The organism is Pseudomonas sp. FEMGT703P (assembly GCF_002786345.1).
Lineage (GTDB): Bacteria > Pseudomonadota > Gammaproteobacteria > Pseudomonadales > Pseudomonadaceae > Aquipseudomonas > Aquipseudomonas peli.
The window spans coordinates 319,624-342,439 of sequence record NZ_PGCM01000012.1; the positions used below are offsets into that span (position 1 = coordinate 319,624).

The 22,816-nt window shown below is 55.7% G+C and carries 20 protein-coding genes and 1 other RNA gene; 13 read left to right on the forward strand and 8 right to left on the reverse strand.

All coding sequences use genetic code 11. The features are described from left to right. The first annotated feature begins 222 nt into the window (after nucleotides 1–222). The 3 genes from CUR33_RS19135 to CUR33_RS19145 are packed head-to-tail and all read left to right on the forward strand — an operon-like array spanning nucleotide 223 to nucleotide 1,861. Nucleotides 223–714 carry a hypothetical protein gene (locus CUR33_RS19135; RefSeq protein ID WP_289240605.1) on the forward strand — a complete coding sequence of 164 codons (492 nt, stop codon included), beginning with the start codon at nucleotides 223–225 and terminating at the stop codon, nucleotides 712–714. Then, entirely contained in the window at nucleotides 715–1,317 is a 603-nt protein-coding gene (locus CUR33_RS19140; RefSeq protein ID WP_289240606.1) for a 2OG-Fe(II) oxygenase, read from the forward strand. 4 nt (nucleotides 1,318–1,321) lie between these two features. Beyond that, nucleotides 1,322–1,861 carry a 2OG-Fe(II) oxygenase gene (locus tag CUR33_RS19145; protein ID WP_289240607.1) on the forward strand — a complete coding sequence of 180 codons (540 nt, stop codon included), beginning with the start codon at nucleotides 1,322–1,324 and terminating at the stop codon, nucleotides 1,859–1,861. Nucleotides 1,862–2,160: 299 nt separating this feature from the next. Here the strand turns inward: CUR33_RS19145 and CUR33_RS19150 are convergent, their stop codons facing one another. Beyond that, nucleotides 2,161–4,152 (reverse strand): ATP-binding protein, encoded by a 1,992-nt coding sequence (locus tag CUR33_RS19150; RefSeq protein WP_289240608.1) that lies wholly within the window; start codon nucleotides 4,150–4,152, stop codon nucleotides 2,161–2,163. Between the two features lie 119 nt (nucleotides 4,153–4,271). Next, nucleotides 4,272–4,427: a hypothetical protein gene (locus tag CUR33_RS20620; RefSeq protein ID WP_354000955.1), complete on the reverse strand. Its 156-nt coding sequence runs from the start codon at nucleotides 4,425–4,427 to the stop codon at nucleotides 4,272–4,274. Nucleotides 4,428–4,657: 230 nt separating this feature from the next. Between CUR33_RS20620 and CUR33_RS19160 the strand changes: the two genes are divergently transcribed. From CUR33_RS19160 to CUR33_RS19195, 8 genes are all read left to right on the forward strand, one after another. Beyond that, on the forward strand, nucleotides 4,658–4,867 hold the full coding sequence (locus CUR33_RS19160; RefSeq protein WP_289240610.1) for a DNA-binding protein: 210 nt from the start codon (nucleotides 4,658–4,660) through the stop codon (nucleotides 4,865–4,867). A gap of 5 nt (nucleotides 4,868–4,872) precedes the next feature. Next, nucleotides 4,873–5,037, forward strand: a complete 165-nt coding sequence (locus CUR33_RS19165; protein WP_289240611.1) for an Arc family DNA-binding protein — start codon at nucleotides 4,873–4,875, stop codon at nucleotides 5,035–5,037. Continuing rightward, nucleotides 5,034–5,246 (forward strand): hypothetical protein, encoded by a 213-nt coding sequence (locus CUR33_RS19170; RefSeq protein WP_289240612.1) that lies wholly within the window; start codon nucleotides 5,034–5,036, stop codon nucleotides 5,244–5,246. Before CUR33_RS19165 ends, CUR33_RS19170 begins: the two co-directional genes overlap by 4 nt. Further along, nucleotides 5,239–5,514: a hypothetical protein gene (locus tag CUR33_RS19175; protein WP_289240613.1), complete on the forward strand. Its 276-nt coding sequence runs from the start codon at nucleotides 5,239–5,241 to the stop codon at nucleotides 5,512–5,514. The genes CUR33_RS19170 and CUR33_RS19175 overlap by 8 nt, the downstream gene beginning before the upstream one ends. After that, entirely contained in the window at nucleotides 5,507–5,899 is a 393-nt protein-coding gene (locus tag CUR33_RS19180; RefSeq protein ID WP_289240614.1) for a hypothetical protein, read from the forward strand. The genes CUR33_RS19175 and CUR33_RS19180 overlap by 8 nt, the downstream gene beginning before the upstream one ends. A 459-nt stretch (nucleotides 5,900–6,358) precedes the next feature. Next, nucleotides 6,359–7,642, forward strand: coding sequence for a hypothetical protein (locus CUR33_RS19185; RefSeq protein WP_289240615.1), 1,284 nt, complete (start codon nucleotides 6,359–6,361; stop codon nucleotides 7,640–7,642). Then, nucleotides 7,639–8,640 carry a phage integrase gene (locus CUR33_RS19190; RefSeq protein WP_289240616.1) on the forward strand — a complete coding sequence of 334 codons (1,002 nt, stop codon included), beginning with the start codon at nucleotides 7,639–7,641 and terminating at the stop codon, nucleotides 8,638–8,640. The genes CUR33_RS19185 and CUR33_RS19190 overlap by 4 nt, the downstream gene beginning before the upstream one ends. Nucleotides 8,641–9,509: 869 nt before the next feature. After that, nucleotides 9,510–10,397, forward strand: a complete 888-nt coding sequence (locus CUR33_RS19195; RefSeq protein WP_289240617.1) for an autotransporter outer membrane beta-barrel domain-containing protein — start codon at nucleotides 9,510–9,512, stop codon at nucleotides 10,395–10,397. 287 nt (nucleotides 10,398–10,684) lie between these two features. Here CUR33_RS19195 and ssrA read toward each other — a convergent pair. Beyond that, nucleotides 10,685–11,076: a transfer-messenger RNA gene (gene ssrA / locus CUR33_RS19200) on the reverse strand. A gap of 147 nt (nucleotides 11,077–11,223) precedes the next feature. Between ssrA and CUR33_RS19205 the strand changes: the two genes are divergently transcribed. Continuing rightward, a complete protein-coding gene (locus tag CUR33_RS19205) occupies nucleotides 11,224–14,139 on the forward strand; it encodes a hybrid sensor histidine kinase/response regulator (RefSeq protein WP_289240618.1) in 2,916 nt (971 codons plus the stop codon). Between the two features lie 44 nt (nucleotides 14,140–14,183). Here CUR33_RS19205 and CUR33_RS19210 read toward each other — a convergent pair whose 3' ends face one another. The 4 genes from CUR33_RS19210 to CUR33_RS19225 all read right to left on the reverse strand — a co-directional run bounded on the left by CUR33_RS19210 (nucleotide 14,184) and on the right by CUR33_RS19225 (nucleotide 20,251). Further along, a complete protein-coding gene (locus CUR33_RS19210) occupies nucleotides 14,184–14,429 on the reverse strand; it encodes a hypothetical protein (protein ID WP_160088799.1) in 246 nt (81 codons plus the stop codon). A 72-nt stretch (nucleotides 14,430–14,501) separates the two neighbouring features. Then, the gene (locus CUR33_RS19215) at nucleotides 14,502–17,309 is read right to left on the reverse strand and encodes an FAD-binding and (Fe-S)-binding domain-containing protein (protein WP_289240619.1); all 2,808 of its coding nucleotides are present in this window, start codon (nucleotides 17,307–17,309) and stop codon (nucleotides 14,502–14,504) included. A gap of 14 nt (nucleotides 17,310–17,323) precedes the next feature. After that, on the reverse strand, nucleotides 17,324–18,478 hold the full coding sequence (gene lldD, locus CUR33_RS19220) for an FMN-dependent L-lactate dehydrogenase LldD (protein WP_289240620.1): 1,155 nt from the start codon (nucleotides 18,476–18,478) through the stop codon (nucleotides 17,324–17,326). A gap of 78 nt (nucleotides 18,479–18,556) precedes the next feature. Continuing rightward, nucleotides 18,557–20,251 carry an L-lactate permease gene (locus CUR33_RS19225; protein WP_289240621.1) on the reverse strand — a complete coding sequence of 565 codons (1,695 nt, stop codon included), beginning with the start codon at nucleotides 20,249–20,251 and terminating at the stop codon, nucleotides 18,557–18,559. A 325-nt stretch (nucleotides 20,252–20,576) separates the two neighbouring features. On the opposite strand from CUR33_RS19225, the gene CUR33_RS19230 reads away from it, so the two are divergent. After that, the gene (locus CUR33_RS19230) at nucleotides 20,577–21,347 is read left to right on the forward strand and encodes an FCD domain-containing protein (RefSeq protein ID WP_090255295.1); all 771 of its coding nucleotides are present in this window, start codon (nucleotides 20,577–20,579) and stop codon (nucleotides 21,345–21,347) included. Here CUR33_RS19230 and CUR33_RS19235 read toward each other — a convergent pair. After that, nucleotides 21,344–22,816, reverse strand: coding sequence for a sensor histidine kinase (locus tag CUR33_RS19235; protein WP_090255293.1), 1,473 nt, complete (start codon nucleotides 22,814–22,816; stop codon nucleotides 21,344–21,346). The two genes, CUR33_RS19230 and CUR33_RS19235, sit on opposite strands and share 4 nt — an antisense overlap.

Sequence of the window (22,816 nt, forward strand, 5' to 3'; positions counted from 1 at the left end):
TTTCAAAATAATAAATTTCTTTGTCGGGTGACTTGAGGTTTGTTGTTTGTCAGTAATTACCAAGCTGCAATAATACCAAGATTGCATTGTGTGTTTATGGAGGTGTATGGCGTTAATAAGATATTCAATGTGTTTTCGTAGGTATGGACTGTTTTACAAGAAATTATCTTAATTGCTATAGAGTAGTGGATTCAGCTAACTTTCACATAGGAGCGTATTAATATGAAGAGCCTTACTCAAGAAGCTAACTCACCAGTTATCCCTTTCTTTGATCCACAGGGAACTATTCTCCCCTCCAGTAATGGTATGTACGAGCTTTCGAGTTTTACATTTGTCCCAAATGCTTTGTTTCGGGCTGAAGAGCCACAAGTAGGCGCTCCTGCCTCAGTGAAATATTCGGAGCAAGGATTGGGGCACGTTACTCTTCCGTTATCCGTTAGTGGTTCTTTGGAGCATGCAACTGAATTTCAAGGAAAGCCCGTTTCTTGGTTAAGCAATTCGCTTGCATTAGGTAAGGATCTTACTCATGTGGCTGTATATGTCGTTCTAGAAGGGTACATAGTTGCAACTAGAGTAGTAAATCTTGAAGATTTTTCTAGTAACTCTGGATCGGCTCAGCGACTTTCTGCATTGCAAGATGCTGTTGCGCATGTTGGTCAAGGTGTGGTTGATCCAGTTAGATTATTAGTGAAGATGAAGGACTCTGGGTTTTAAATGACTATTTCCAATCGTGTATTAAATTCGGAGAGAGCTTACGTCTTCCCCGATGCGTTAACAGCAAGCGTGTCAAGTTTTGATGATTTATTGTCACGGGAAGATCTTCACTTGCTTTATGTTAGTTTAGCTTCAGCGCCATATAGAGCATGGAGGATCGCTGATCCAAGTAAATTAAATGGAAATGTTTCCGTGCCTTGTGACTATTTACAGGCAGAACTTGATTGCAATGACTTTATGGGTAACAAGTTATATCCGTTATTTAGGGAGATTGCGGAGCATAAGTTAGGTGTCAGGCGAGTTAAGTTATCAAGAGTGTTTGCTAATGTTTTCCAATATGGTGATACAGTTTATCCTCATGAGGATTATGTGGAAGAAGGAGAAAGTGTATCTATTTTGTTATTTGCTAATGAGGTATGGGAAAAAGATTGGGGCGGTGAGACATACTTCTATGATGGGGCGGTCGATGCAAAGTACTGTATTGGGGTTAAGCCTGGGAGAATCATAGCGTTTGGTAGTAAAAATATTCATCGGCCAGGAGTACCTAGCAGAACCTGTCGGGAGGTTAGAATTACTTTAAATGTAAGATTCAATACATGGTAAATATATGAATGTTGAGAGAAGAGAAATAGACGGAGTTGAGTTCTTTGTTGTCGATGGGGTTCTTGAAGGAGAGGATGTGGTTAATATTCATAAGGCAACCATGTTGGCTGACTTTACGGTATTGGGCGCATCTTCCGATGAGACTTACAAACATCGAGAGATAATGTTTGAGTTGGATAAGACTGATTTTGGAGGGAGTAATTTAGGGCGAGTTCTTCTGGGTGTAGTTAATTCTGTTTCAGGTGAGGATAAATTATTGTATAGGGTTGTTGGGAATTATATTAGATATGGTGCGCAAACATTTGCGCATGTCGATACTACAGTAGAAGATCATATAACGGCTTTGTATTTTGTTAACTCTAGTTGGGCTCCTGAGTGGGGAGGGGAAGTTATTTTGTATAATTCGAAAGGCGAGTCAGAAGCAGCTATATCAGTAAGGCCTGGTAGAGCTATAATTTTCCCCAGTAATGTTCTTCACAAAGCTGGTGTCCCAGTGCGAGCATGTAATGAAATAAGGCTAACATATAGTGCTAGATATAGCTGATGTGCATGTTTGGCAATGTTTTGTGAGGATTATTAAGCAGTTGTGAGTATTCTGAAATAACTTCATTGCTTTAATCGCACATGGCTTCATGTGCTCGCGCACATCAGCGTCTAGGGATCTCTAGGTTGTCGCTAGAATTAGCGTTATTATAAGTCTTAAAGTTTCTTATTTGGTAAATGGAGAAAGAATGCGGATTTATTTTTCTGCAGGTGCTGTGACCAATAAATAAATCCGTCCATTTTTCTAATTTTTTCACTCAGGATGCATTGATAGCAAATAAGCAGTTTTTGCAGGGGCAATTACTGCGTCGAAATAGAGTATTCAATTGCTGCATCAGATGTGCGTTGATTATTAACTATCTCATCAGCTGTATCGTGTTCGTTTTCTGCCAGTCTATCTAGTTCAAGCTTTAAATTCTTATTCAAGAAGTCATGATTAAGCTCAAACTCGGTGAATATCTCACTCCACTTGAATGCATATATTTTGTATTCACCGAAGAATATTAATCCAGGCTCTCCATGTGATTTTAGGCTGTTTATTTGGCTTTCAATATATCCAGTCGAGTCGAAGTCATTGCCAATTAAGTAAAACTTCCACTCCATATTCGAAGCATTGAATTGGTCTACTGATTTTATAACCTGATAGTAGTCATAAATTTGGTCGAACTGTCTTTTTCCAAGGCGAATATTAACCGGGTGCTTTAATTCAAGAATAATATTCTCTATTTTCTTTTGCTTTTTTCCTTGTCGAACAAGGAATATGTCCATTTCTCTATTTCTGCTTTCGTGTTCTATTTTTATTTCGTCTTTGTTTCCGTTTAGAAGGTGCGTATACCTCCTAAGCGCTTCTTCAAATTTAGGCTCGGCTGCGGTGAGCATCAAGTACTCTTCTCCAATAAGCCAGTAGTTCCTTTCCATCATTTTTTGAAGGTGAGGTACTTCGCCTGCGTACATCGTCGGATCGAATACTAGCTTCTTGAATTCTGCTACGGACTTATATCTGTCACTTATCATTTCTATCGTGTTGACGATAGATGACATCTGGGTTGTTTTTAACTGCCTGGCGAATTTTGTCCGCTCTGCAGAGCTGAGACCTATTACACCATCGAGTATGTCAAAAAGATCATCTACTTCGCCGGAGTCAACCGCCAGTGCAATAAAACTTATAAATGTTTTCTTTTGGATTTTGTTTAAGCTTGAGAATATTTTAGGTTCAACTTGGTACAGTTGTATTATTGTCTCTTTAAGGTCTTCGTGCCGCATCTGCTCCCATCGATTCTTTGAGTTGAACTCAGGGAATATTCCATCACTCTCGTATTCATCGGCTAACTTTTTTGCGTGGTTGACTATGAAAGGCTTTCTTTTTGCTCTTAAAAATTCGTTAGTCTTTTTTATCAGTTCTTTGAATTCTTCAGATTGATCGCTGTTTGATAATAAGTCTGTTTGTGCCTTCTTAGTGCTGCTGGTGAACTCATTGAAGAAGCTGCTTGTTATGTAAAGGCTGTGATAAAAATTATCACCTTGGTTGTTTAGGGTTGTAGGTCGAGAGTATTTAAAATTCCCATCGATGTCTTTACAATAATATCTAGAAAAGTGCTTGTTAAGTTTTGTTTCCCATCTGATAAAATTTACTTCGAACGACTGTGATTTTATTTCTATGCAGATGGTTTCTCTATCTTTGATGATGCTTTCATATTCAAGCGGAGCTCCTTTTATCTTGATGAGTATCCCGCTGTCTTTTTTCAGCTCTAGAATCCAAGCAAATTCTTTTCTTAAGAAGCTAGAAACTTCGTTCTCTATGTAGTAATCGGAGAGTCCGAAGATGTTCTCAAAGCTTATAGTCGTGCCAGTTGTTCTTTTTGGTGACTCTTTTTTATCTGTAGGAAGGTAGTTGTCAATTTCATCAGCATCAACGGCTATTTCGTAACTTAAGAATTTATCTTCTTCGACATAGCAAGTTTCCCACTTGGCCTTTTGTGCGAAGTGGTGAAATGTTAATCGACCCAGACCATTCCTACCGTGTACAAGGCTATGTTGAACCTCTTGCTCATACTTTTCAGAGGATAATACTGGGGTGAATTTCCTCTCTACTTCATCGAAAGGTATGCCGGCGCCGTTATCTTTGATTGTTAGGCTATGGATTGTTCCTAGTGAATTACAATCATAATCAATTTCTATATTGTTTGCGCCGGCGTCTAATCCGTTCCATATGTACTCGGCTATTGCTCTATATGGTTTTACCGTTCTTAGCCTATTTTTAATTCCTTTTGCATTAACTTCTACCTTAGCCATATTTATGTCCCTATATTCTTAGGCTTATATTTTTAATTGGTTTTTCTTGGCAGGGGCGATTTTTAACTAGCAGCGATTACGCTTTCTAAACCAGCTATTCGCTACTTTGTATGTGATCGCTATCCCGCGTTGGGTTGGCTCAAGTTTCGGTTGGCTTCGTCGTAGTCCGGACTGGTTTGCCCGACCTCTGGAGCAATCTGGCCGCTTGCCAGCCATAGGGCGTATTGCGGGTAGATCTTCACCAGCACATCTATCTCTTCAGTGCTGACTCTCACGATCCCTTTGCTCACGCTTCGCCATCTCTCGTAGTCCCCACCGTGCTCGCTGGTCTTTTTGGGACCTAGCTTCTTCAGTAATAGGCGAGCTCTATCTGCTGCTGTCGTCATATAGAAAACTATGTTTGGGAAATATTTGACCACTGAATCACGGTGGTAAATAATTCCTCAGTGGTTAAATATTTCCCATTTCGAGTGGGATTAATGCTGAACATAGTGGATTAAAGCTTATGGATACGGAAGGTCTCGACCCTCAAAAGCTGCACGGTGCGCCGCCCTTGATGCCCTGGCCGAAGTTCGCCGAGTGGATCGGCATGGGCGATGAGCCAATTGTCGTTCGTTCCTGGGTGGAACGCGGCTACCTGCCTTCAAAGAAGGTTGGCAAACGCACCATGGTTAATGTCGCGCGGCTGGTGCAGCAGCTGCTTGAAGAGGAGTAAGGCGCATGAGCCGAACTGACCCGCAATTCAAGCTGCGCGTGCCGCCAGCGCTGCGCATTCAAATCGAACAAGCCGCCCAGGCTGCGCGCCGCTCGATGAACGCTGAACTGGTCATCCGCCTGGAAGCCAGCTTCGCCAAGGAACAGCCAAAGCCGGAGGTAACCCCATGATCAGTGATGACAGCCTGGATCTGTGCAGCGTGAAGACCTTCGCCGAAATGAGCGGCATATCCATCGAAGAGGCAATCGACTGGGTGGACAACGGCACCGTCCCCAGCATGCGGCTGGCTGACTTCCGCATGGTCAATCTTGCCCGCCTGCGTGCGGATCTGCTCAAGGGCAAAAAGGAGTTCAAAGCGGGGGACTACAGCCATGCGTAAGCCACCGGTTCAGTTCGATACCGCCACCGCCATGGCCTATGTGGGCCAAGCCGTACAGCTGGAACTCATCATGGATGAAGACGAGCCGCCTTACTGGTGCTCCATGCATATCGTTGGCCTTGTACTGACCAAGGACGGTGTGTGGGACTTTCCGTATTTCATGACCATGAGCCTGCCCCCCGATGGTCGCACACCGTCTGAGGTGCCCTTTAACGACATTCTGTCCATTCGAGTTGCCGATCAGATTGAGGGCCGCAGCCATGGTTGATCAGAACTCGCCAGTAGATCTCGCCACCGCTCTGACCTACCTCGGCAAAACCGTGCTGATCGAGCAAGGTTGGCGACAGGAGCCGGACTCGTTCTGGCAGTGCATGCACATCGTTGGTGTCGTGCTGCCTATGGAAGGCATCTGCAAGCATGGCTACTTCCTGGTTATCGAAGTTAGCAACACTGAGGCGCACCCTAACGAAGTGTTCTTCACGGATATCCGAACCATTCGGGCGATACGGCACCGCGACCGGCAGAGTTCCGGCAACGTACTGGACCGTATGACCCGACCCTCTTCGTTGGCCGTGTCAGGGGCCGCGCTCCCGGCTCGTCGGAACAGCTCCACCGTTCCGTCGAACGGAAGCACGGGCGCAGCGTACCCTTGACGCGGTATGCCTATGAACAGCCTATCTGCGGGAGTATGGGGTAGCTTCATCACCCCATGCTCCCGAGCCCTCGGCGGCAAGAGCGGGATGACAAGGGCAGCGCCCTTGGTGTGCTTCGTCTTGTATCGCCAGCGCCACCCGCAACAAACCTATGCGCTCGGCACTGAGCGTTCCCGCCTGCCGCAACGCCCACTGCGCGCCCCCGACTTTCGTCCGCCTCTGCTCGCGCTAATTCTGCTGCTGATCCTCCTATCGCCCTGGAGCGGCCGAGTAGCACCCGTAGCGCCGGAAGGAAAGCCGGTAAGCCTATGGATGGATCAAGAGAAAGGATGCGAGCGCGCTGGCACGGGTGCACGCGAGGCACGAGCGCGCAGGTGCGCCGCGCGCTCGCTGACGTCCCTGTAACACGTCAGATAACGACTTTAGAACTTCCGCAATAACTGGCATTAGGTGAAGAAAATGACAATGGTAAAAGATCATCAGCGTTTGAATCTTCTGACTGCAGAGGATGACAAACACGGGCGTCTGTTTGTTGACCCTGGCAACGTCACGTTCACCGACTTGTCAGGTGTTCGCCTGCTCCGTTGCGGCGTCGATACCGTGCGCCAGCTGTACAAAGGGCTGATCCGCCCGGAGGTCATGGCGCTATTTGAAGTGCCGGGCGTCATGGTCGATTTTGCGGGCCAGCGTTGGCACTCGGGACGGGTAGGGCGCGACTCCGGGTATCAGTACAAGCTGCAGAATGCAGACCTGGGCATCATCCTGCTGGTGAAGAACTTCAACGCCAAGCTGGAGAACATCGGCCCCCATCTGAAAATCGAAGTGTCACCCCATGCAATCGACAGCCTGTCACCTGAGCGTCTGCAGGATCGCTTGGATTTCTATGCGTCCCAGGTGATGACCCATGTGGAAATCAACCAGTGTGCCGTCCACCTTGCATTAGACCTGCAGGGCTGGACGCCTCCCGCCGATCTGGTGGCCCGCATGCACTGCAAAGCCCGGACTCAACGCGACATATCGGGCATCAGTGAAATCAACTGGGCTACCAAGTCCAGCACCTATGGCCGCGGTGAAACCTCGATGTTTGGTTCAGCCAGTGGCATCCAGCTGTGTATCTACAACAAGACCGAGCAGGCCAAGGCCACGGACAAGCTCGACTACTGGGAAAGCGTCTGGAAGCGTCGCGACAGCTTCGACGACAACGACCCCGAGAACTATGACCCAGCCCAGCCGGTATGGCGCGTAGAGCTGCGTTATCACCATTCGATCATCCAGCAATTTGCCAGCGGTTCCCTGGATGTGAAAACCGGTGAAGCCATCGACACCCGCTCGTTTGCGGCTTTCTCCGGGCATCTGGACGGCCTGTGGCGCTATGGGCTGGGGCAATTCAAGTTGTTGAGCCGACCGGGCTACTTCGCCCCCATTTGGACACTTATTCGCGAGGACGTACGTGTGGACCTACCAGTTGATTCGCTGCTTGAGAACACTGAATACAAGCGCTACTACAAGACCTCCCGTGGCTTCTCGGGCAAGAACGTCGAACTCTTCCTGGGAAACTTCGTAAGCCTGCTGGCAAGGGAGCGAGTGGGCGCAAAAAAGGCGTTTGATCGGCTGCAAACTTGGGAATGCTGGCCGGTCATTCGTGATCATTACGCCGCCAAGGACATGACCGAGCACGACATCTACAAGCACATCAAAAAGCTGCTGGAAGAGCGCAACGTCCGTTGGGGTCGTGCTGTATGAGTGTCAAACGGCGCGATGATGGCCGTTGGTTGGCAGATGTTCAGCCGATCCGTGGTCAACGCTTCCGTAAGCTCTTTGATACCAAGGGTGAAGCCCAGCGTTACGAGACGTTCATTCTGGCCAACAAAGCCAAGGATGCAGGCTGGAACCCCAAGGCATCAGATCGGCGCAAACTTTCGGAGCTGGTGACGCTCTGGTATGACCTGCACGGCCACATGCTCAAGGATGGTCTACGTCGAAAGGCCAGGCTCGATGCAATATGCGTTCGGCTCCGTAACCCGTTAGCTGCCAAGCTCGATGCTTCGGTTTACGCCCATGATCGGCGTATACGCTCTGAAAACGGCACCAGTCCTAAGACCCTCAACAATGAGTTGGGCTACCTGCGTGCGGTGTTCAATGAGCTTCGCGGCCTTGGCCAGATCGACTACGCCAACCCATTGGAGCTGGTGAAGCCATTCCGCATTGATGAGCGTGAATTGTCATGGCTTACAGATGATCAGGTAACCATTCTGCTGGACGCTATCCGCAAGCACTCGGATAACCCGCATGTTGAACCTATCACTCTGCTTTGCCTTGCCACTGGTGCGCGTTGGTCTGAGGCAGAAGGGTTAATCCCTGCTCGGTTGCGTAATGGTTCGGTGACTTACAGCAAGACCAAATCCAGCCGTGTCCGCACGGTGCCAATTGATCCGGCCCTGGAGACATTCATAAAGGAACACTGGAAGCGTCATGGCCTGTTCACTGGCTCAATCAGCTCGTTTCGTCGTGCCCTGGTTCGATCAGGAATCCAGCTACCGAAAGGGCAGGCCAGCCACGCGCTACGCCACACCTTCGCCAGTCACTTCATACAGAAGGGCGGCAACATCCTGACCCTGCAGAAAATCCTTGGCCACTCCAGTTTGGCTATGACAATGCGCTACTCGCACTTGGCCCCTGAGCATCTGGCAGAGGCGGTGAGGTTGAGTCCGTTGGCAGGGCACATCCTTCACTCTCACTAGATTGCCATGCCCTTCATTTCTAGCTTGGGCTTCATGCTTTGTAGCTCTGGCTGTCAGCGAACGACCCAACGCTGTCGCTCTTCAACGGCGGCCATCGGCCAAGTGCAGTCATTCGAATGTGCCTAGGAAGTCAGGGGCGATTCAGCTCGAGGGCATTTGCCGTGCAATCGATAGTCAGCGACTGCGAGAGTTTCTACTCAAACAATTGAACTAGTAAAAGGATATTCGGAATTAATGCCTGTTCGACAAAATGGACTATGAGCTGTCCTTTTTGGCGTTCATTTTTGTCGTTTATGTATGGCGAAAATCATCTCTAATTATGGCGTTTTGACATTACAAGCATTATTCTCCCGCCGATTCGTAGGGCTACAGATTGGCCCTCATACTATGAACTGGGGAGTTCTTCCATGCGCCATCTCAAAGCACTGCTTTCGGGCGGTCTTGTCGTCAGTGCCTGTCTTGCCAATGTGTATTCTGACCCGGCACAGGCTGCGCCTGATGAGCGGCCGACAGTGGTCGTAAATTATGGCGGAAGCACCTATTCCATCAGCTCTCAATTCGTGAATTATACCGACTATTCGTCTCTGTTAGAGTCACAGCCCTGGTGGGGCAATACGAGCTTGTCAAATGGCTTAGCAGGGCTTGTAGGAACGTCGGCGGGTTTCTATCAATCGAGTGGTTCGCTCGGTATTCTGTTTGCCTACGGAGTTAGTGGATCTAATGTGTCCATTGACTATTTCGATGGTAGTAACACAATTAATTGTCCGACTTCTTGTCCTGGCCTGAGTTCTAATTTTTACTACGCAATTATCAGCCAATTGGTCACCCTGCAAACCATGGCTGCCAGCCTGGAGTCCACGTCGTCTGGCGTGAACGCGTTGAATTCCAACCTGAGCATGATGATCAACGGTGCCCATAGCCGGCCGTTGGCGCGATTGGTCGATCCTGGAAAAAGTACCTTCTGGGCGGCGGGTGACTGGGGGCGCGACGATCACGGTAATCGATCAGGCAACAGCGGTCTTGCCGAGATCGGTTTCGGGCATAACCTGGGCTTTGCGCAGATCAACCTCTCCCTTGGCCAGACTTATGCCAAGCAAGATCTTATCAACGACGGTGAGGTCAAAAGCGACGGCCGTTACCTGATGCTTGAAGGCATCATTCCGTTGACTCAGGTCGAAGGTCTGTATGCGACTCTCGGCGCTTATGGCCATTGGGGTGAGGCCGATATTCGCCGTGGCTATTTCAATATGAGCACCCTGGAGTCCTCCAATGCCAGCCCGGATACCGAAACCTGGGGCATGCGTGCGCGCCTGGACTGGCAGAATGCCCTCAGCGTAGCCAATACCGGTGTCAGCCCCTATGTCGATCTGAGCTATAGCAGCAGCCATATGGAAAGCTATACCGAAGAGGGCGGCGGCTTACCGGCGCGTTTCGATGGCCGTACCGACGACCGTACCGAGGCACGCCTGGGTATCAATACACAGACACCGCTGCCGTTCATTTCTGGCTACAACTTCGTGACCAACCTGGAAGCGGCTCACCGCTTCGATAAGAACAGTGCAGGTGTTAACGGTGCTGTTGATGGCTTCTTCACCTTCAACCTGCCGGGTGAGGATGTGACCAATGACTGGCTGAAAGCGGGCGCGGGGGTTGAAGGCGAAGCCGGCCCGGGCAAGCTGTCGGTGATGCTCAACGGTACGACCCAGAGTGAAATGCCAAACTTCTGGGTGGCCACCTCGTATCAGCTGCAGTTCTAAGCCACGTAAAAGCTACGCAGTTGGACCATCTTTTCAGGCGCAACTGCGTTGCTGCAGAGCTACTCAGCCCGGGGTTGTTGACGCGTCTACGCCGACTCGTCGATGTACCCCAGATGCTCTTTGCACAAGTCGACTAACAACCGATTGAGGGGCTTCTATTCGATGGACATCGAACGCATTCAGCAGCTCTTTATTGAGGTGTGACACTTTCGGGACAGTCGACAGGTGTCGAAAGCAAAAACCCCTGACTTTCTCTAGGAAAATCAGGGGTTTAAGGTGTTTCTAATTGGTGGAGCCGGGGGGATTTGAACCCCCGTCCGCCAGTTCTCCACTTTCGGTACTACATGCTTAGCCGTGTCTATTGAGTTAATCCGCAGCCGCCCGACGGGCAGGGTGCTTTGGACGAGTTGTGTAAGTTTTAGCCGCTTTGTCCACAACGTACTACGCGGCGATCCTGTTCTGCATGACAATCACTTCAGGTTTACAGGCATCCCCTAGTGATCGCTGGAGCCGAAGCTACCAGAAGGACTAGTCGCGCCGCTTACGCAGCGAGAGCGTAGCCCTCGTAGTTTTCGTCATTGGCAACTATAGAAAGTTGCAACAGTGGATTTACGACTTCTGTTACCAAGTCGGCATGCACCTAGAGCTTCGCTACCGGCGTCGAATCCTAATCGGCCCCGAAACTTGTGTTGCTGGTACTGGGACGCGAGTTTACGCCAAAGGTTCCACAGCGTCGACCCAGCAATTGCCTGGCGGACGTTTAGGGTGCTTGCCGGCTATGATTGCATCCTGCACATTCGCCTTGCCTTCAGGATGAGACCCTCGTATGCCGCGCGCGTCGCGTTACCCTTTGCGTCAGTGGATCTGGCGCGCTTTTGTGCAGAGTGCCCTGATACCGCTGATTCTGGTCGAGTCGGTGTTGATCACGGTGTACCTGTTGAGTAATGCCGCAATTCGCGATGCGCAAATTGAGCATTTGCAGCAGAGCGCACTGGATGACCTGTCGGCTGCGGTGGTGCGTGAAGGTCAGGTGATCGATGGCCGTTTGCGTTCAGTTGAAGCGCAGGTACAGATTTTCCGTGATGCGGCACTCAATGCTCTGGATAACCGCACGTTTGAGCCTGATGCGCTGGAGCGTCAGCGGCATGCGCTGACGGACAGCGGGGTGTTCTACAGCCGCAGCGATGATGGCCGCGCGGCCTCGTTTTATGCCAACAGCACGCCGCTGGCCAAGCAGGACCACGCCAAGGCGTTACGCCTGTCGCAGCTCGACCCGTTGATGCGTTCAATCCAGGCTGCCAACCCGCGGGTGGCAGCGGCCTATTTCAATACCTGGGACAGCTATAACCGCATTTACCCCTTCTTTATGACGCCCGAGCAGTATCCCCATGACATGGTGATACCCGATTACAACTTCTATTACCTGGCTGACGCCAAGCACAACCCTGAGCGCAAGGTGGCCTGGACCGACGTTTACCTCGACCCGGCAGGCATGGGCTGGATGATGTCGGCCGTGGCGCCGGTGTACCGCGGTGATTTTCTGGAAGGGGTTGTGGGCCTGGATATCACGGTTGGGCAGATGCTCGGTGAGATTGGCGAGCTGGATGTGCCTTGGAACGGTTACGCCATGCTGGTCAGCCGTGATCACAATATCATGGCCCTACCCAGAGCTGGCGAGGAGGACTTTGGCCTGCGCGAGCTGACCGAGTACTCCTATGCCGAGGCGGTGCGGCGTGAAGTGCTCAAGCCTGAAGACTTCAACTTGTCTAAACGCACCGAGATGCAGCCGTTGCTGAAGGCCATGGCAGCCGGACAGGGCAATGTGCAGGAAGTTGAGCTTGGTGGTCGCAAACAGCTGATTGCCTGGAGCGAGATTCCGCAAACGGGTTGGCAGCTGCTGTTGGTGGTCGATGAGGCCAATATTTTCAGTGAGACCAATCGCCTGGCGGAGCGTTACCTGCACATCGGTTATCTGCTGATTGTCGGTTTAGGGCTGTTCTATCTGCTGTTCTTCGCGCTGATGTGGGTGCGTTCACGGCGGCTCAGTGATCAGCTGGTGCAGCCGATGGATGGGGTCGTCGGGATGATGCGCGAGCTGGGGCAGGGCCATTACCAGCCCAGTGCGCCGTCCAGTCAGATTGATGAACTGGTGAGTATGGCCACAGCGGTGCAGCAGACGGGTGAGCAACTGCAGGCCAGTGAAGTGCAGCGATTAGAAGCGCAGCGGATTCTTCAGTTGGTACTGGAAAGCACCACGGAAAGCCTCTGGGAAGTTGAAGCGCACAGCATGAGCATCACGCTGAGTGAGCGCTTCCTCAAGCGCTTCGGTCTCACGCAGCCGAGCATCACCTTCAGTGAGTTCAATCAGCGTGTGCACCCCAATGATCTGGAGCGTATTCGCCACCTGCGTCAACTGTTCGCCAGCAGTGGCGAGGACCGTTTTGAGGCCGAATACCGCTACGCCGATGCCCACGGTCATTACGTCTGGCTGCTGAGCCGCGGCAAGGTGCTGGAGCGTGACAGCGAGGGTCGAGCCCTGCGCGTGGCCGGCACCCATGTGGATATCACCCGCCTTAAACAGGTGCAGGAAGACCTGCGCCGCGCGAGTCTGGACGCTCAGGCCGCCAGCCAGGCCAAGAGTCGCTTTCTGTCGAGCATGAGCCATGAGTTGCGTACGCCGCTTAATGCGATTTATGGCTTTGGTCAGTTGATCGAGATGGAGGCGCAGGACAAGCCCGAAGCCAAGCTGGAGAGCGATTACGCCCGTGAGATCGTCAATGCCAGTCGGCACCTGACCTCGCTGGTGGACGACATTCTCGACCTGTCGAGCATCGAAAGCCGCCGTCAGCAACTCAAACTGGAGTCTGTGGAGGTGGGCGCGCTGCTGCACGGTTGCGCTGAGCTGGTGCAGCCTGAAGTGCAGCAACGTCAGTTGCAGCTGCAGGTGCTGGCTGACGCCGACGCCGGCCTGTATGTGCAGGCGGATATGCGCCGGGTGCGCCAGGTGGTGCTTAACCTGCTGTCCAACGCGATCAAGTACAACAGCCCGCAGGGTCTGATCCGCATGGGTTATGAGGTGCGCTCCAGTTGCGTGCGGGTATGGGTTGAGGACAACGGCACAGGGCTGACTGCCGAGCAGCAAGCCAATCTGTTTCAGCCATTCCAGCGTCTGGGGCGTGAGAACTCCAGTATTCCTGGCACCGGGATTGGCTTGGTGCTGTGCCGCGAACTGGCCGCTTTGATGGCCGGTGAAATGGGCTTTAGTAGCAGTGCCGGTGTGGGCAGTCGCTTCTGGATTGACCTGCCCGGCGCTGCGGCTCCGGCGGCACAACCGGCTGCTGATGAGGAGTCTGTGTCAGAGCAGCCCAGGCAGCTGGCCGAAGTGCTGTGCGTGGAAGATCACCCTGCCTGCCTCAAGGTGGTTCAGGAAGCCCTGCGTGAATTTGCCGAGGTACGTGGCGCTGGCTCGGTGCAGCGGGCACTGGCGGAGCTGGAGCAATGCACGCCGACCCTGTTGTTGCTGGACCTGGATCTGCCCGATGGCAACGGCATGCAGGTGCTGGATGCCATGCGCCTTAATCCGCGGTTGCAGGCGGTGCCTGTGTTGGTGATCAGCGCGGCGGCAGATGAGGCGGTGTTCGCCGAGGCTCGTCGGCGCGGTGCGCAAGCCTGTTTGGCTAAACCGATTGACTTGGCTCAGGTACGCCGCGTGGCGCTCAGTCTTCTGGGGCAGGCGCTCTAAAAAGTGCCTTCGGCAGTTCTGCCGAAGGCGTTGAGCTACCCGGACTATTCGCTGGCTTCGAGCAATTGCAAAGCCTCACCCAGCGCCTTGACCGACTCACCGTGATTGCCGGCCTTGTGCAGGGTTTCGCCTTCGGCGCGTAGCTTTTGTACTTGCGCGAGTACTGCGGCATCGCTCGGCGGATCAGTTTTCAGCAGGCCATCAATCTTGGCCATATCCGCTGGGCAGTGCATGGCCCAGAGCGAGGTGCTGAAGAGTGCGGTAGCAAGGAAAGTGGCAAGACGGCGCATGGCGTGGCTCCAGCGAGTGGGTAGGGTATTCAGTATAGAAAACCCTCACTCATTGACTGGGCCGCTGGTCACTCAAACCCTGGCGCTGCTCACCCTATCCAGCAGGTATACCAGCCCGTGGTAATCAATGCCGCCGTGCTGGCTCAAGCCAATTTCGCAGGTGCGACTGGTACTGATGCCTTCCGCGCAGTACTGGACGGCTGACTTCAGGCTGCGCAGGGCGTGATCGTTCAGTTCGGGCGTAGTGAAGCCCTTATCGCCGGCAAAGCCGCAACAGTGAATGCCTTCTGGGATGACCACTTCTGACGTGCAGCGCCGGACGATATCGATCAAGCCTTGTGCCTCGCCCAGGTACTGGGTACTGCAGGTGACATGCACGGCCACCGGTTTGTCCTGTGGGGTGATGTGCAGGCGGTCGAGCAACTGCTCGCGGATAAATTTCACCGGGTCATGCAGTTTCAATCTGGCGTCTAGGCCGTCCTGAATCAGCCTCAGGGTGCAGGGGCTGGTGTCGCAGTAGATCGGGTCGAGGCCGCCGCGGCTGGCCTTGAGCAGTGCGTCGATCAGCTCCTGCTTCTTGCGATCGGCTTGTTCGGCATAGCCCTTGGAAGCAAACGGCTGGCCGCAGCAGAGGTTGTCCAGCTCATCCGGGAACACCACCTGAAAGCCGCCTTTCTCCAGCAGTGCGCGGGTCTTGTCGAGCAATGGCGTTTGCTCGCTATCGCTGGCCGCCGGGCCCATGGCACGGGATACGCAGGCGGCCAGGTAGACCACCCGTGGCCGCGCATCATCATTCGTCTTGGGCAGTTGCAGGCGCTGCACCGGTTGCGGCATCGCTAGCGTCCACTGCGGCACGCGACCCTGGCTGGCCTTGCTTAGCGCCGCCGAGGTGCGGCTAAGCAGCGGTGCGCCCATAAGCATGCGCGCGCCGTTGGCCACATGCAGCATCACTCGCGCGCCTTGCATGGCGCGGTGGAAGTTATTTGCTAGCCAGTCGGCACTGCGTGGGCTGTTAGCGTCGCGGGCGCGCAGTTGACGCACCAGATCGCCGGTATTAATACCCACCGGGCAGCGCTGGGCGCACAGGCCGGTGGCAGCACAGGTGTCGATGCCCTGGTACTGGTAGGCGGCTTCCAACTCGCGGGTGTCGATGCCGGCGCGCTTTTTCGCCTGAATATCGCGCCAGATCACGATGCGCTGGCGTGGGCTCAGGGTCAGCCCTTTCGATGGACACACCGGCTCGCAGAAACCGCACTCGATGCACTTGTCGACGATTTCGTCGGCGGCCGGCAGCGGTTTGAGGTTTTTCAGATGGATGTCGCGATCCTCGGAGAGGATCACATCCGGGTTGAGAATGCCCCGGGGGTCGAACAGGCGCTTGATCTGCCACATAAGCTGGTAAGCGTCAGAGCCCCACTCCAGCTCGACAAAGGGCGCCATATTGCGCCCGGTGCCGTGCTCGGCTTTCAATGATCCGCCGAACTCCACGGCCACCAGCTGCGCCACGTCGTCCATAAAGGCCGAGTAGCGTGCGATCTGCTCGGGCGTTTCGAAGGCCTGGGTAAACACGAAGTGCAGGTTACCTTCCAGGGCGTGGCCGAAAATGATCGCCTCGTCGTAGCCGTGCTTATCGAACAGGGCGAGCAGGCGGTTGACGCCTTCGGCGAGTTGTTCGATGGGGAAGGTGACGTCCTCGATGATCACCGTGGTGCCGGTTTGGCGCACGGCACCGACGGCAGGGAAGGTGTCTTTGCGGATCTTCCACAGCAGGTTGTATACGGCCGGGTCTTCGCTGAAATCCACCTGCTTTTCCAGCGGGAAGTCAGCGATGGACGCCATGATCAGTTGCAGCTGTTCATGCAGCAGGCTCTGGCTGGCGGCGCGCGATTCAATCAACAACGCGCAGGCGCTGTCGGACAAGCCCTTGACCCATTCCGGCATGCCGGGCTTGTTCTGCACCGAGCGCAGGCTGCGGCGATCCAGCAGTTCAACGGCGGATACCGGCTGCTGCTTGAGCACCGTCACCGCACGGCAGCAGCTCTCCACATCGGGGAACACCAACAAGGCGCTGGCTTTGTGCGGGTGGTCGGGCACGGTGTTGTAGGTCACTGCGCTGATAAAGCCCAGCGTGCCTTCTGAGCCGACCAGTAGGTGGCTGAGGATATCCAGCGGCTGGTCGAAGTCCACCAGTGCATTCAAGGACAGACCGGTGGTGTTCTTCAACCGGTACTTGTGGCGGATCTTGGCCGCCAGCGCGCTATTCGCGCGGGTCTGTTTGCCCAGCTCGTTCAGCTGTGCCAGCAGGTCGGCGTGGGTGGCGAAAAAACGTGTGACGCTGAGCGGATCTTCGGTGTCCAGCACCGTGCCATCGGCCAGCACCAGGCGGATGCCAGCCAGGGTGTGGTAGGTGTTGTGCGCCGTGCCGCAGCACATACCGCTGGCGTTGTTGGCGACGATGCCACCGATTTTGCAGGCGTTGATCGACGCCGGGTCAGGGCCAATCTTGCGCTGGAAGGGCGCCAGAACGGCATTCGCTTGAGCGCCAATTACGCCCGGTTGCAGGCGGATCTGGCTGCCCTGACCACGGACTTCCCGACCGTTCCAGTTGTCGCCCAGCACGATCAGCACCGAGTCGCTGATGGCCTGGCCGGACAGGCTGGTGCCGGCGGCGCGGAAGGTTACGGGTACGCGGTGCATGCCGGCCAGCTTGAGCAGGTCAACCACTTCCAGCTCTGCCTCGACGCGCACCACCAGTTTGGGAATCAGTCGGTAGAAGCTGGCATCGGTGCCAAAAGCCAGGGTCGACAGCGGGTCGTCGAAGCGCCGTTCGGCTGGGATCAGGTGCTCGACGGCGGTGAGAAAGGCGGCAGGCAGGCTCATGCAGGCTCCGGAGGTCAGGACGCGGCGTGGTGCAGTTCGCGCACCAGTGAGTCGGCAGTGATCTCGCTGATCGACTTGGCCCCGGTCAGCACCATGGCCACGCGCATTTCCTTCTCGATCAGGTCCAGCAGGTTGCTCACCCCCGCGCCACCGGCAGCGGCCAGGGCGTAGATAAAGGCGCGGCCGAGCATCACCGTGTCCGCGCCGAGGGCGATCATGCGCACCACGTCCAGACCGGTGCGAATGCCGGAGTCGGCCAGAATCGCCAGATCGCCTTTTACTGCATCGGCAATCGCCGGCAGGGCGCGCGCGCTGGACATCACGCCATCAAGCTGACGGCCACCGTGGTTGGAGACTACGATGCCATCGGCACCGAAGCTCACTGCGTCCTTGGCGTCCTGCGGGTCGAGGATGCCCTTGATCACCATCGGGCCGTCCCAGAATTCACGAATCCATTCCAGGTCTTTCCAGCTGATCGACGGGTCGAAGTTGTTGCCCAGCCAGCCGATGTAGTCGGCCAGACCCGTGGGGTTGCCCCGGTAGGCAGAGATATTGCCCAGGTCATGCGGCTTACCCAGCAGGCCGACATCCCAGGCCCAGCGTGGGTGGGTCATGGCTTGCAGCATGCGGCGCACGGGGGCGTTCGTGCCGCTCATGCCAGAGTGGGCGTCGCGGTAGCGCGCGCCGGGCACCGGCATGTCGACGGTAAAAACCAGGGTGGTGACGCCGGCGGCCTTGGCGCGCTCCAGGGCGTTTTTCATAAAGCCACGGTCTTTCAGCACATACAGCTGAAACCACATCGGCCGGTCGATGGCCGGCGCGACTTCTTCAATTGGGCACACCGACACGGTGGACAGGGTAAAGGGAATGCCCTTGGCGGCGGCGGCCTTGGCAGCCTGCACCTCACCGCGCCGGGCGTACATGCCGGTCAGGCCGACCGGGGCCAGTGCCACCGGCATGCTCAGGGTTTCGTTGAACAGGCGGGTTTCCAGGCTCAGTTCCGACATATTGCGCAGCACGCGCTGGCGCAGGGCAATGTCCGCTAGATCGGCGACGTTGCGCTTAAGCGTGTGCTCGGCATAGGCACCGCCGTCGATGTAGTGAAACAGAAACGGCGGCAGCCGGCGTTGCGCGGCGGCGCGGTAGTCGGTGGAGGCAGAAATGATCATGGAATCACCCAAGCAGGAAAAAGGGTTGCAGCGAAACGCTAATGCGCGCCGCTCAAGCGGCGCGCATTCAGGCGTGTATCAGCTCGCCATCAGTGGGTCGCTAACGCCCAATACATACACCGCAAACAGCGCGATCAGGCCGGTAAACAGCACGTAGTACAGGGTAGGCCAAACGGTTTTGCGCAGGATGCTGCCTTCACGGCCCAGCAGGCCCACGGTGGCCGACGCGGCGACGACGTTGTGGATCGCCACCATATTGCCGGCTGCAGCGCCGATCGCCTGCACCGCGACCACCAGCGCGCTGGAGATGCCCAGGCTGCTGGCCACGCCGAACTGGAACTGGCTGAACATCATGTTGCTGACGGTGTTGGAGCCGGCAATAAAGGCGCCCAGGGCACCCACGCTCGGCGCCAGCAGCGGATAGATACCGCCCACGCTGTCAGCCACCCAGCGCGCCATCAGGATCGGCATGCTCGACAGCTCCGCGGCGTTGACCCCGGAGTTGATCAGGATGCGCACCATCGGCACGGTAAACAGCAGCACAAAGCCGGCGCTCAGCAGCACGCTGGACGACTCCTTCACCGCCGCGCCCAGCTCGCGCAGTTTCATGCCGTGGAAGAAGAAGGTGGCGATCACCACAGCTACCAGAATCCCGCCGGGCAGGTACAACGGATCGAAGCTGGCGCCGATACCGGTTTCGCCCAGCAGGTCAGGGAATTTCAGTGCCACGCTCTTCAGCGCCGCGCTCACTTCAGGGAATACCCGGCTGATCACCAGCAGCACACCGACCAGCACATAGGGCAACCAGGCGCGCAGGGCGCTCATCGGTTTGGCAGTCAGATCATCGAGCTTCATCTCCACGGTGCCCAACCACTCAGCTGGCCATTTGTCCGCCGGGGCGAAATCCCAGGTGGTTTTTGGCAGCAGAAAACCCATGCGCGCAGCGCTGGTGACAATCGCCAAACCAATCAGACCACCGGCCAGCGACGGGAACTCAGGCCCGAGGAACACCCCGGTCAGCACATAAGGCACGGTAAAGGCCAGGCCGGCGAAAATCGCGAATGGCAGCACTTCAAAGCCAACCTTCCAGCTTTTCTCTGCGCCGAAGAAACGGGTCAGCATCAGCACCATCACCAGCGGCATCACGGTGCCGACCGTGGCATGGATGATCGCCACTTCACTGGTGATCAGCTGCAGAAACTGCGCCCAGGATGAACCTTGTTCAACCAGCTGCGCGCCGATGGTGGCGCTATCCAGACCGGTGTTGATGCCGACGATGATCGGTGTACCCACTGCGCCGAAGGATACCGGCGTGCTTTGCACCAGCATGCCGAGCATGACCGCAGCCATGGCCGGGAAACCGATGGCCACCAGCAGTGGTGCGGCGATGGCCGCAGGCGTGCCGAAGCCAGACGCGCCCTCGATAAAGCAGCCGAACAGCCAGGCGATGATGATCGCCTGAATGCGCCGATCCGGGCTGATGGTGGCAAAGCCGGCGCGAATCGCCGTGATACCGCCGGAGTGCTTGAGGGTGTTAAGCAGCAAAATCGCGCCGAAGATGATCCACAGCAAACCGAGGGTGATCAGCAGCCCCTGCACCGTAGAGGCCAGCACGCGGTTAAAGCTCATGTCCCAGGCGTACAGTGCGACACCGGCGGTCAGCAGGTAGACCAGGGGCATGGCATGTTTGGCCGGCCAGCGCAGGCCGATCAGCAGCACAGCAGCGAGCAGGATGGGCGAGAACGCCAGTAGAGCAAGAAGACCTGTCGACATGGTGGTCTCCCCTTAACGCTGCGCGTTGCGCATGGGTGAATGCGGGTGCGCATCGTGATGCAGCGTTGCGGCGGGTATAAGCAATAGAGCCGGCATGGGGAGACCTCGTTGGATTCTTGGAATTGTTTTAGTTTGGTTAATTGGTAATACCAATTTACAAGACTGCGCGGTCAGGGTAAAAGTGCGGCCTCCAGCCTGTCAATTAGCTGCCTTACGACTTTGGTCGTAAGGGTGCGTCTTGCTTGGCTGTGATGGCGGCGATAGGCTTGCCGGCAGCGGGCCGCAAAGGCCCATGGCAGGTGGTCAAACCAGTGGAGTGCGGGCTATGGAAGTGGGATCGGTACGGCAACGCCGTTTGTCGGACGATATCGTTAGCCAGCTGGAAACCCTGATCCTCGAAGGCACGCTCAAGGCTGGCGAACGCTTGCCGGCAGAGCGCGTATTGGCCGAGCAGTTCGGTGTGTCGCGGCCGTCGTTGCGTGAAGCGATCCAGAAGCTGGCGGCCAAGGGCTTATTGGTTAGCCGGCATGGCGGCGGCAACTATGTGGCGGAAACCCTCGGCTCGACTTTCAGTGATCCACTGTTGCACCTACTGGAAAGCAACCCCGAAGCGCAGCGCGACCTGCTGGAGTTTCGCCACACCCTGGAAGGTTCCTGCGCGTTTTACGCTGCCCAGCGCGCCACCGAACTGGATCGCCAGCGCCTGACTGATGCCTTCGCTGCGCTGCAGGATTGCTACAGCCGCAGTGGCAAGGTGACCCGCGCCGAAGAGGGTGCCGCCGATGCCAACTTCCATTTGGCGATTGCCGAGGCCAGCCATAATGCCGTGCTGCTGCACACCATTCGCGGGCTGTTCGACCTGCTCAAGCGCAACGTGGTGACCAACATCGGCGGCATGTATGCCCAGCGTGATGAAACCCGCGACATGCTGATTGAGCAGCACCGCGCCTTGTTCCAGGCCATTATCGAAGGCCGTGCCGAGGACGCCCGTGCGCTGTCCAACCGGCATATCGACTACGTGCAGGAAGTGCTCGCCGACGTGCAGCAGCAGGCCCGCCGCGAAGAGCGGGCGCAGCGCCGAGGCATTGCGCGCTAGCGTCGTCTGGGTAGGCGCACCGCGACTTCCAGGCCGCCGAGGGGGGAGTCGCCCAGGCTGATGCTGGCGCGGTGCAGTTCCACTACGCGCAACACGATGGACAGCCCAAGGCCCGCGCCCTGTCCGGCGCCAAGGCGATAGAACCGTTCGAAGAGTTTTTCCCGCTGCGCCTGTGCGACGCCGGGTCCGCTGTCCTGCACGCGCAGCACGATGGCATCTGCCTGAGCTTCTAGCTGAACCCGAATACGGCCCCCGTCAGGGGTGTATTGCACGGCATTACTGATCAGGTTTTGCAGCAGGGTGCCGAGGCTTGGGCCATCCGCCAGCAACTGATAGTCCGCTGGCTCCAGGGCATCCAGGTCAAGTTCCTGATGACGCTCCAGTGCCAGTGGAATCAGCTCTGCCAGTTCGTTGCGCACAAACCCGAGCAGGTCCAGCTCGCGCATGGCCAGTTGCGCCACATTGGGTTCCAGGCGCGCCAGGGTCAGCAGTTGAGCCACCACCCGAGTGGCACGTTCGACACCGCTGCCGAGTTGGCGCAGGGCATCGTTACGGTCTTGCGGGTCAGGCGCGTCGAGGGCGTTCTGGGCGTGAATACGCAGCACTGCCAAGGGGGTACGCAACTCGTGGGCCGCATCAGCGATAAAGCGTTTTTCCTGGTCCAGCAGGTGGTTGACCTGCATCAGCAAGCGGTTGAGCGAAGCGCCCATGGGTTCCAGTTCGTGTGGCAACGGGCCAAAAGTCAGCGGCGCGAGGTTGTCAGGGGCGCGGGCCTTGATCGATTCGGCCATGCGCTGCAGTGGGCGCAAGCCAAAGCCCACGGCCAGCCAGAGCAGCAGAGCCAGCAGCGGCAAACCGATCAGCAGCGGTTGCAGGGTGCGCTGGGCAATCTTGCCAGAAAGTTCGCCGCGCACGTCTTCACGCTCACCCACCAGTACCCAGTGGTGATCGACGTTGTCGTGCAGCACAAACACCCGCCAGCGGTGCTCGCCCAAGGTCAGGGTGTGATAGCCGCTGAGGTATTTGGCCAGTCGATTGAGACGTTCACTGATCGGCTGTGAGTCGGCCGGCAGATTGAGGCCGAGCTGGGCGATCATCTCCATCAGCAGGCCTTTCGGGGCGCTGGCGGATTGGAACACCAGCTCGCCGTTGTCGTTAAGCATCTGGAAGGCCAGCTTGCTTTCGTAGCTGTGCCCGAGCAGACCGTCGAGGTTACGCGGGCTGTTTTTCAGCAGCAGGGCTTCATCCAGCGCAGTCTGCAGGTCGCGGCGCGAGTCGGCCGACAGCTCATGACGGACCAGGCCCATAAGCACCCGGGAGGTCTGCGCCAGCTGGGCGTCGAACAGCTCTTCCACTTCATGGCTGGCATCACTGTAGATCTTGTGACTGATCAGCCCCAGGGCGACGCTCAACAGTGACAGCAGCAGGACCAGCAAACGCGCACGGATCGAGCGCAACACCTTCGGCAT

Coding starts and splice junctions, on each gene's coding strand:
- CUR33_RS19135 (WP_289240605.1), top strand. CDS start 223: ATGAAGAGCCTTACTCAAGAAGCTAACTCACCAGTTATCCCTTTCTTT.
- CUR33_RS19140 (WP_289240606.1), top strand. CDS start 715: ATGACTATTTCCAATCGTGTATTAAATTCGGAGAGAGCTTACGTCTTC.
- CUR33_RS19145 (WP_289240607.1), top strand. CDS start 1,322: ATGAATGTTGAGAGAAGAGAAATAGACGGAGTTGAGTTCTTTGTTGTC.
- CUR33_RS19150 (WP_289240608.1), bottom strand. CDS start 4,152: ATGGCTAAGGTAGAAGTTAATGCAAAAGGAATTAAAAATAGGCTAAGA.
- CUR33_RS19160 (WP_289240610.1), top strand. CDS start 4,658: ATGGATACGGAAGGTCTCGACCCTCAAAAGCTGCACGGTGCGCCGCCC.
- CUR33_RS19165 (WP_289240611.1), top strand. CDS start 4,873: ATGAGCCGAACTGACCCGCAATTCAAGCTGCGCGTGCCGCCAGCGCTG.
- CUR33_RS19170 (WP_289240612.1), top strand. CDS start 5,034: ATGATCAGTGATGACAGCCTGGATCTGTGCAGCGTGAAGACCTTCGCC.
- CUR33_RS19175 (WP_289240613.1), top strand. CDS start 5,239: ATGCGTAAGCCACCGGTTCAGTTCGATACCGCCACCGCCATGGCCTAT.
- CUR33_RS19180 (WP_289240614.1), top strand. CDS start 5,507: ATGGTTGATCAGAACTCGCCAGTAGATCTCGCCACCGCTCTGACCTAC.
- CUR33_RS19185 (WP_289240615.1), top strand. CDS start 6,359: ATGACAATGGTAAAAGATCATCAGCGTTTGAATCTTCTGACTGCAGAG.
- CUR33_RS19190 (WP_289240616.1), top strand. CDS start 7,639: ATGAGTGTCAAACGGCGCGATGATGGCCGTTGGTTGGCAGATGTTCAG.
- CUR33_RS19205 (WP_289240618.1), top strand. CDS start 11,224: ATGCCGCGCGCGTCGCGTTACCCTTTGCGTCAGTGGATCTGGCGCGCT.
- CUR33_RS19210 (WP_160088799.1), bottom strand. CDS start 14,429: ATGCGCCGTCTTGCCACTTTCCTTGCTACCGCACTCTTCAGCACCTCG.
- CUR33_RS19215 (WP_289240619.1), bottom strand. CDS start 17,309: ATGAGCCTGCCTGCCGCCTTTCTCACCGCCGTCGAGCACCTGATCCCA.
- lldD (WP_289240620.1), bottom strand. CDS start 18,478: ATGATCATTTCTGCCTCCACCGACTACCGCGCCGCCGCGCAACGCCGG.
- CUR33_RS19225 (WP_289240621.1), bottom strand. CDS start 20,251: ATGTCGACAGGTCTTCTTGCTCTACTGGCGTTCTCGCCCATCCTGCTC.
- CUR33_RS19230 (WP_090255295.1), top strand. CDS start 20,577: ATGGAAGTGGGATCGGTACGGCAACGCCGTTTGTCGGACGATATCGTT.
- CUR33_RS19235 (WP_090255293.1), bottom strand. CDS start 22,816: ATGCCGAAGGTGTTGCGCTCGATCCGTGCGCGTTTGCTGGTCCTGCTG.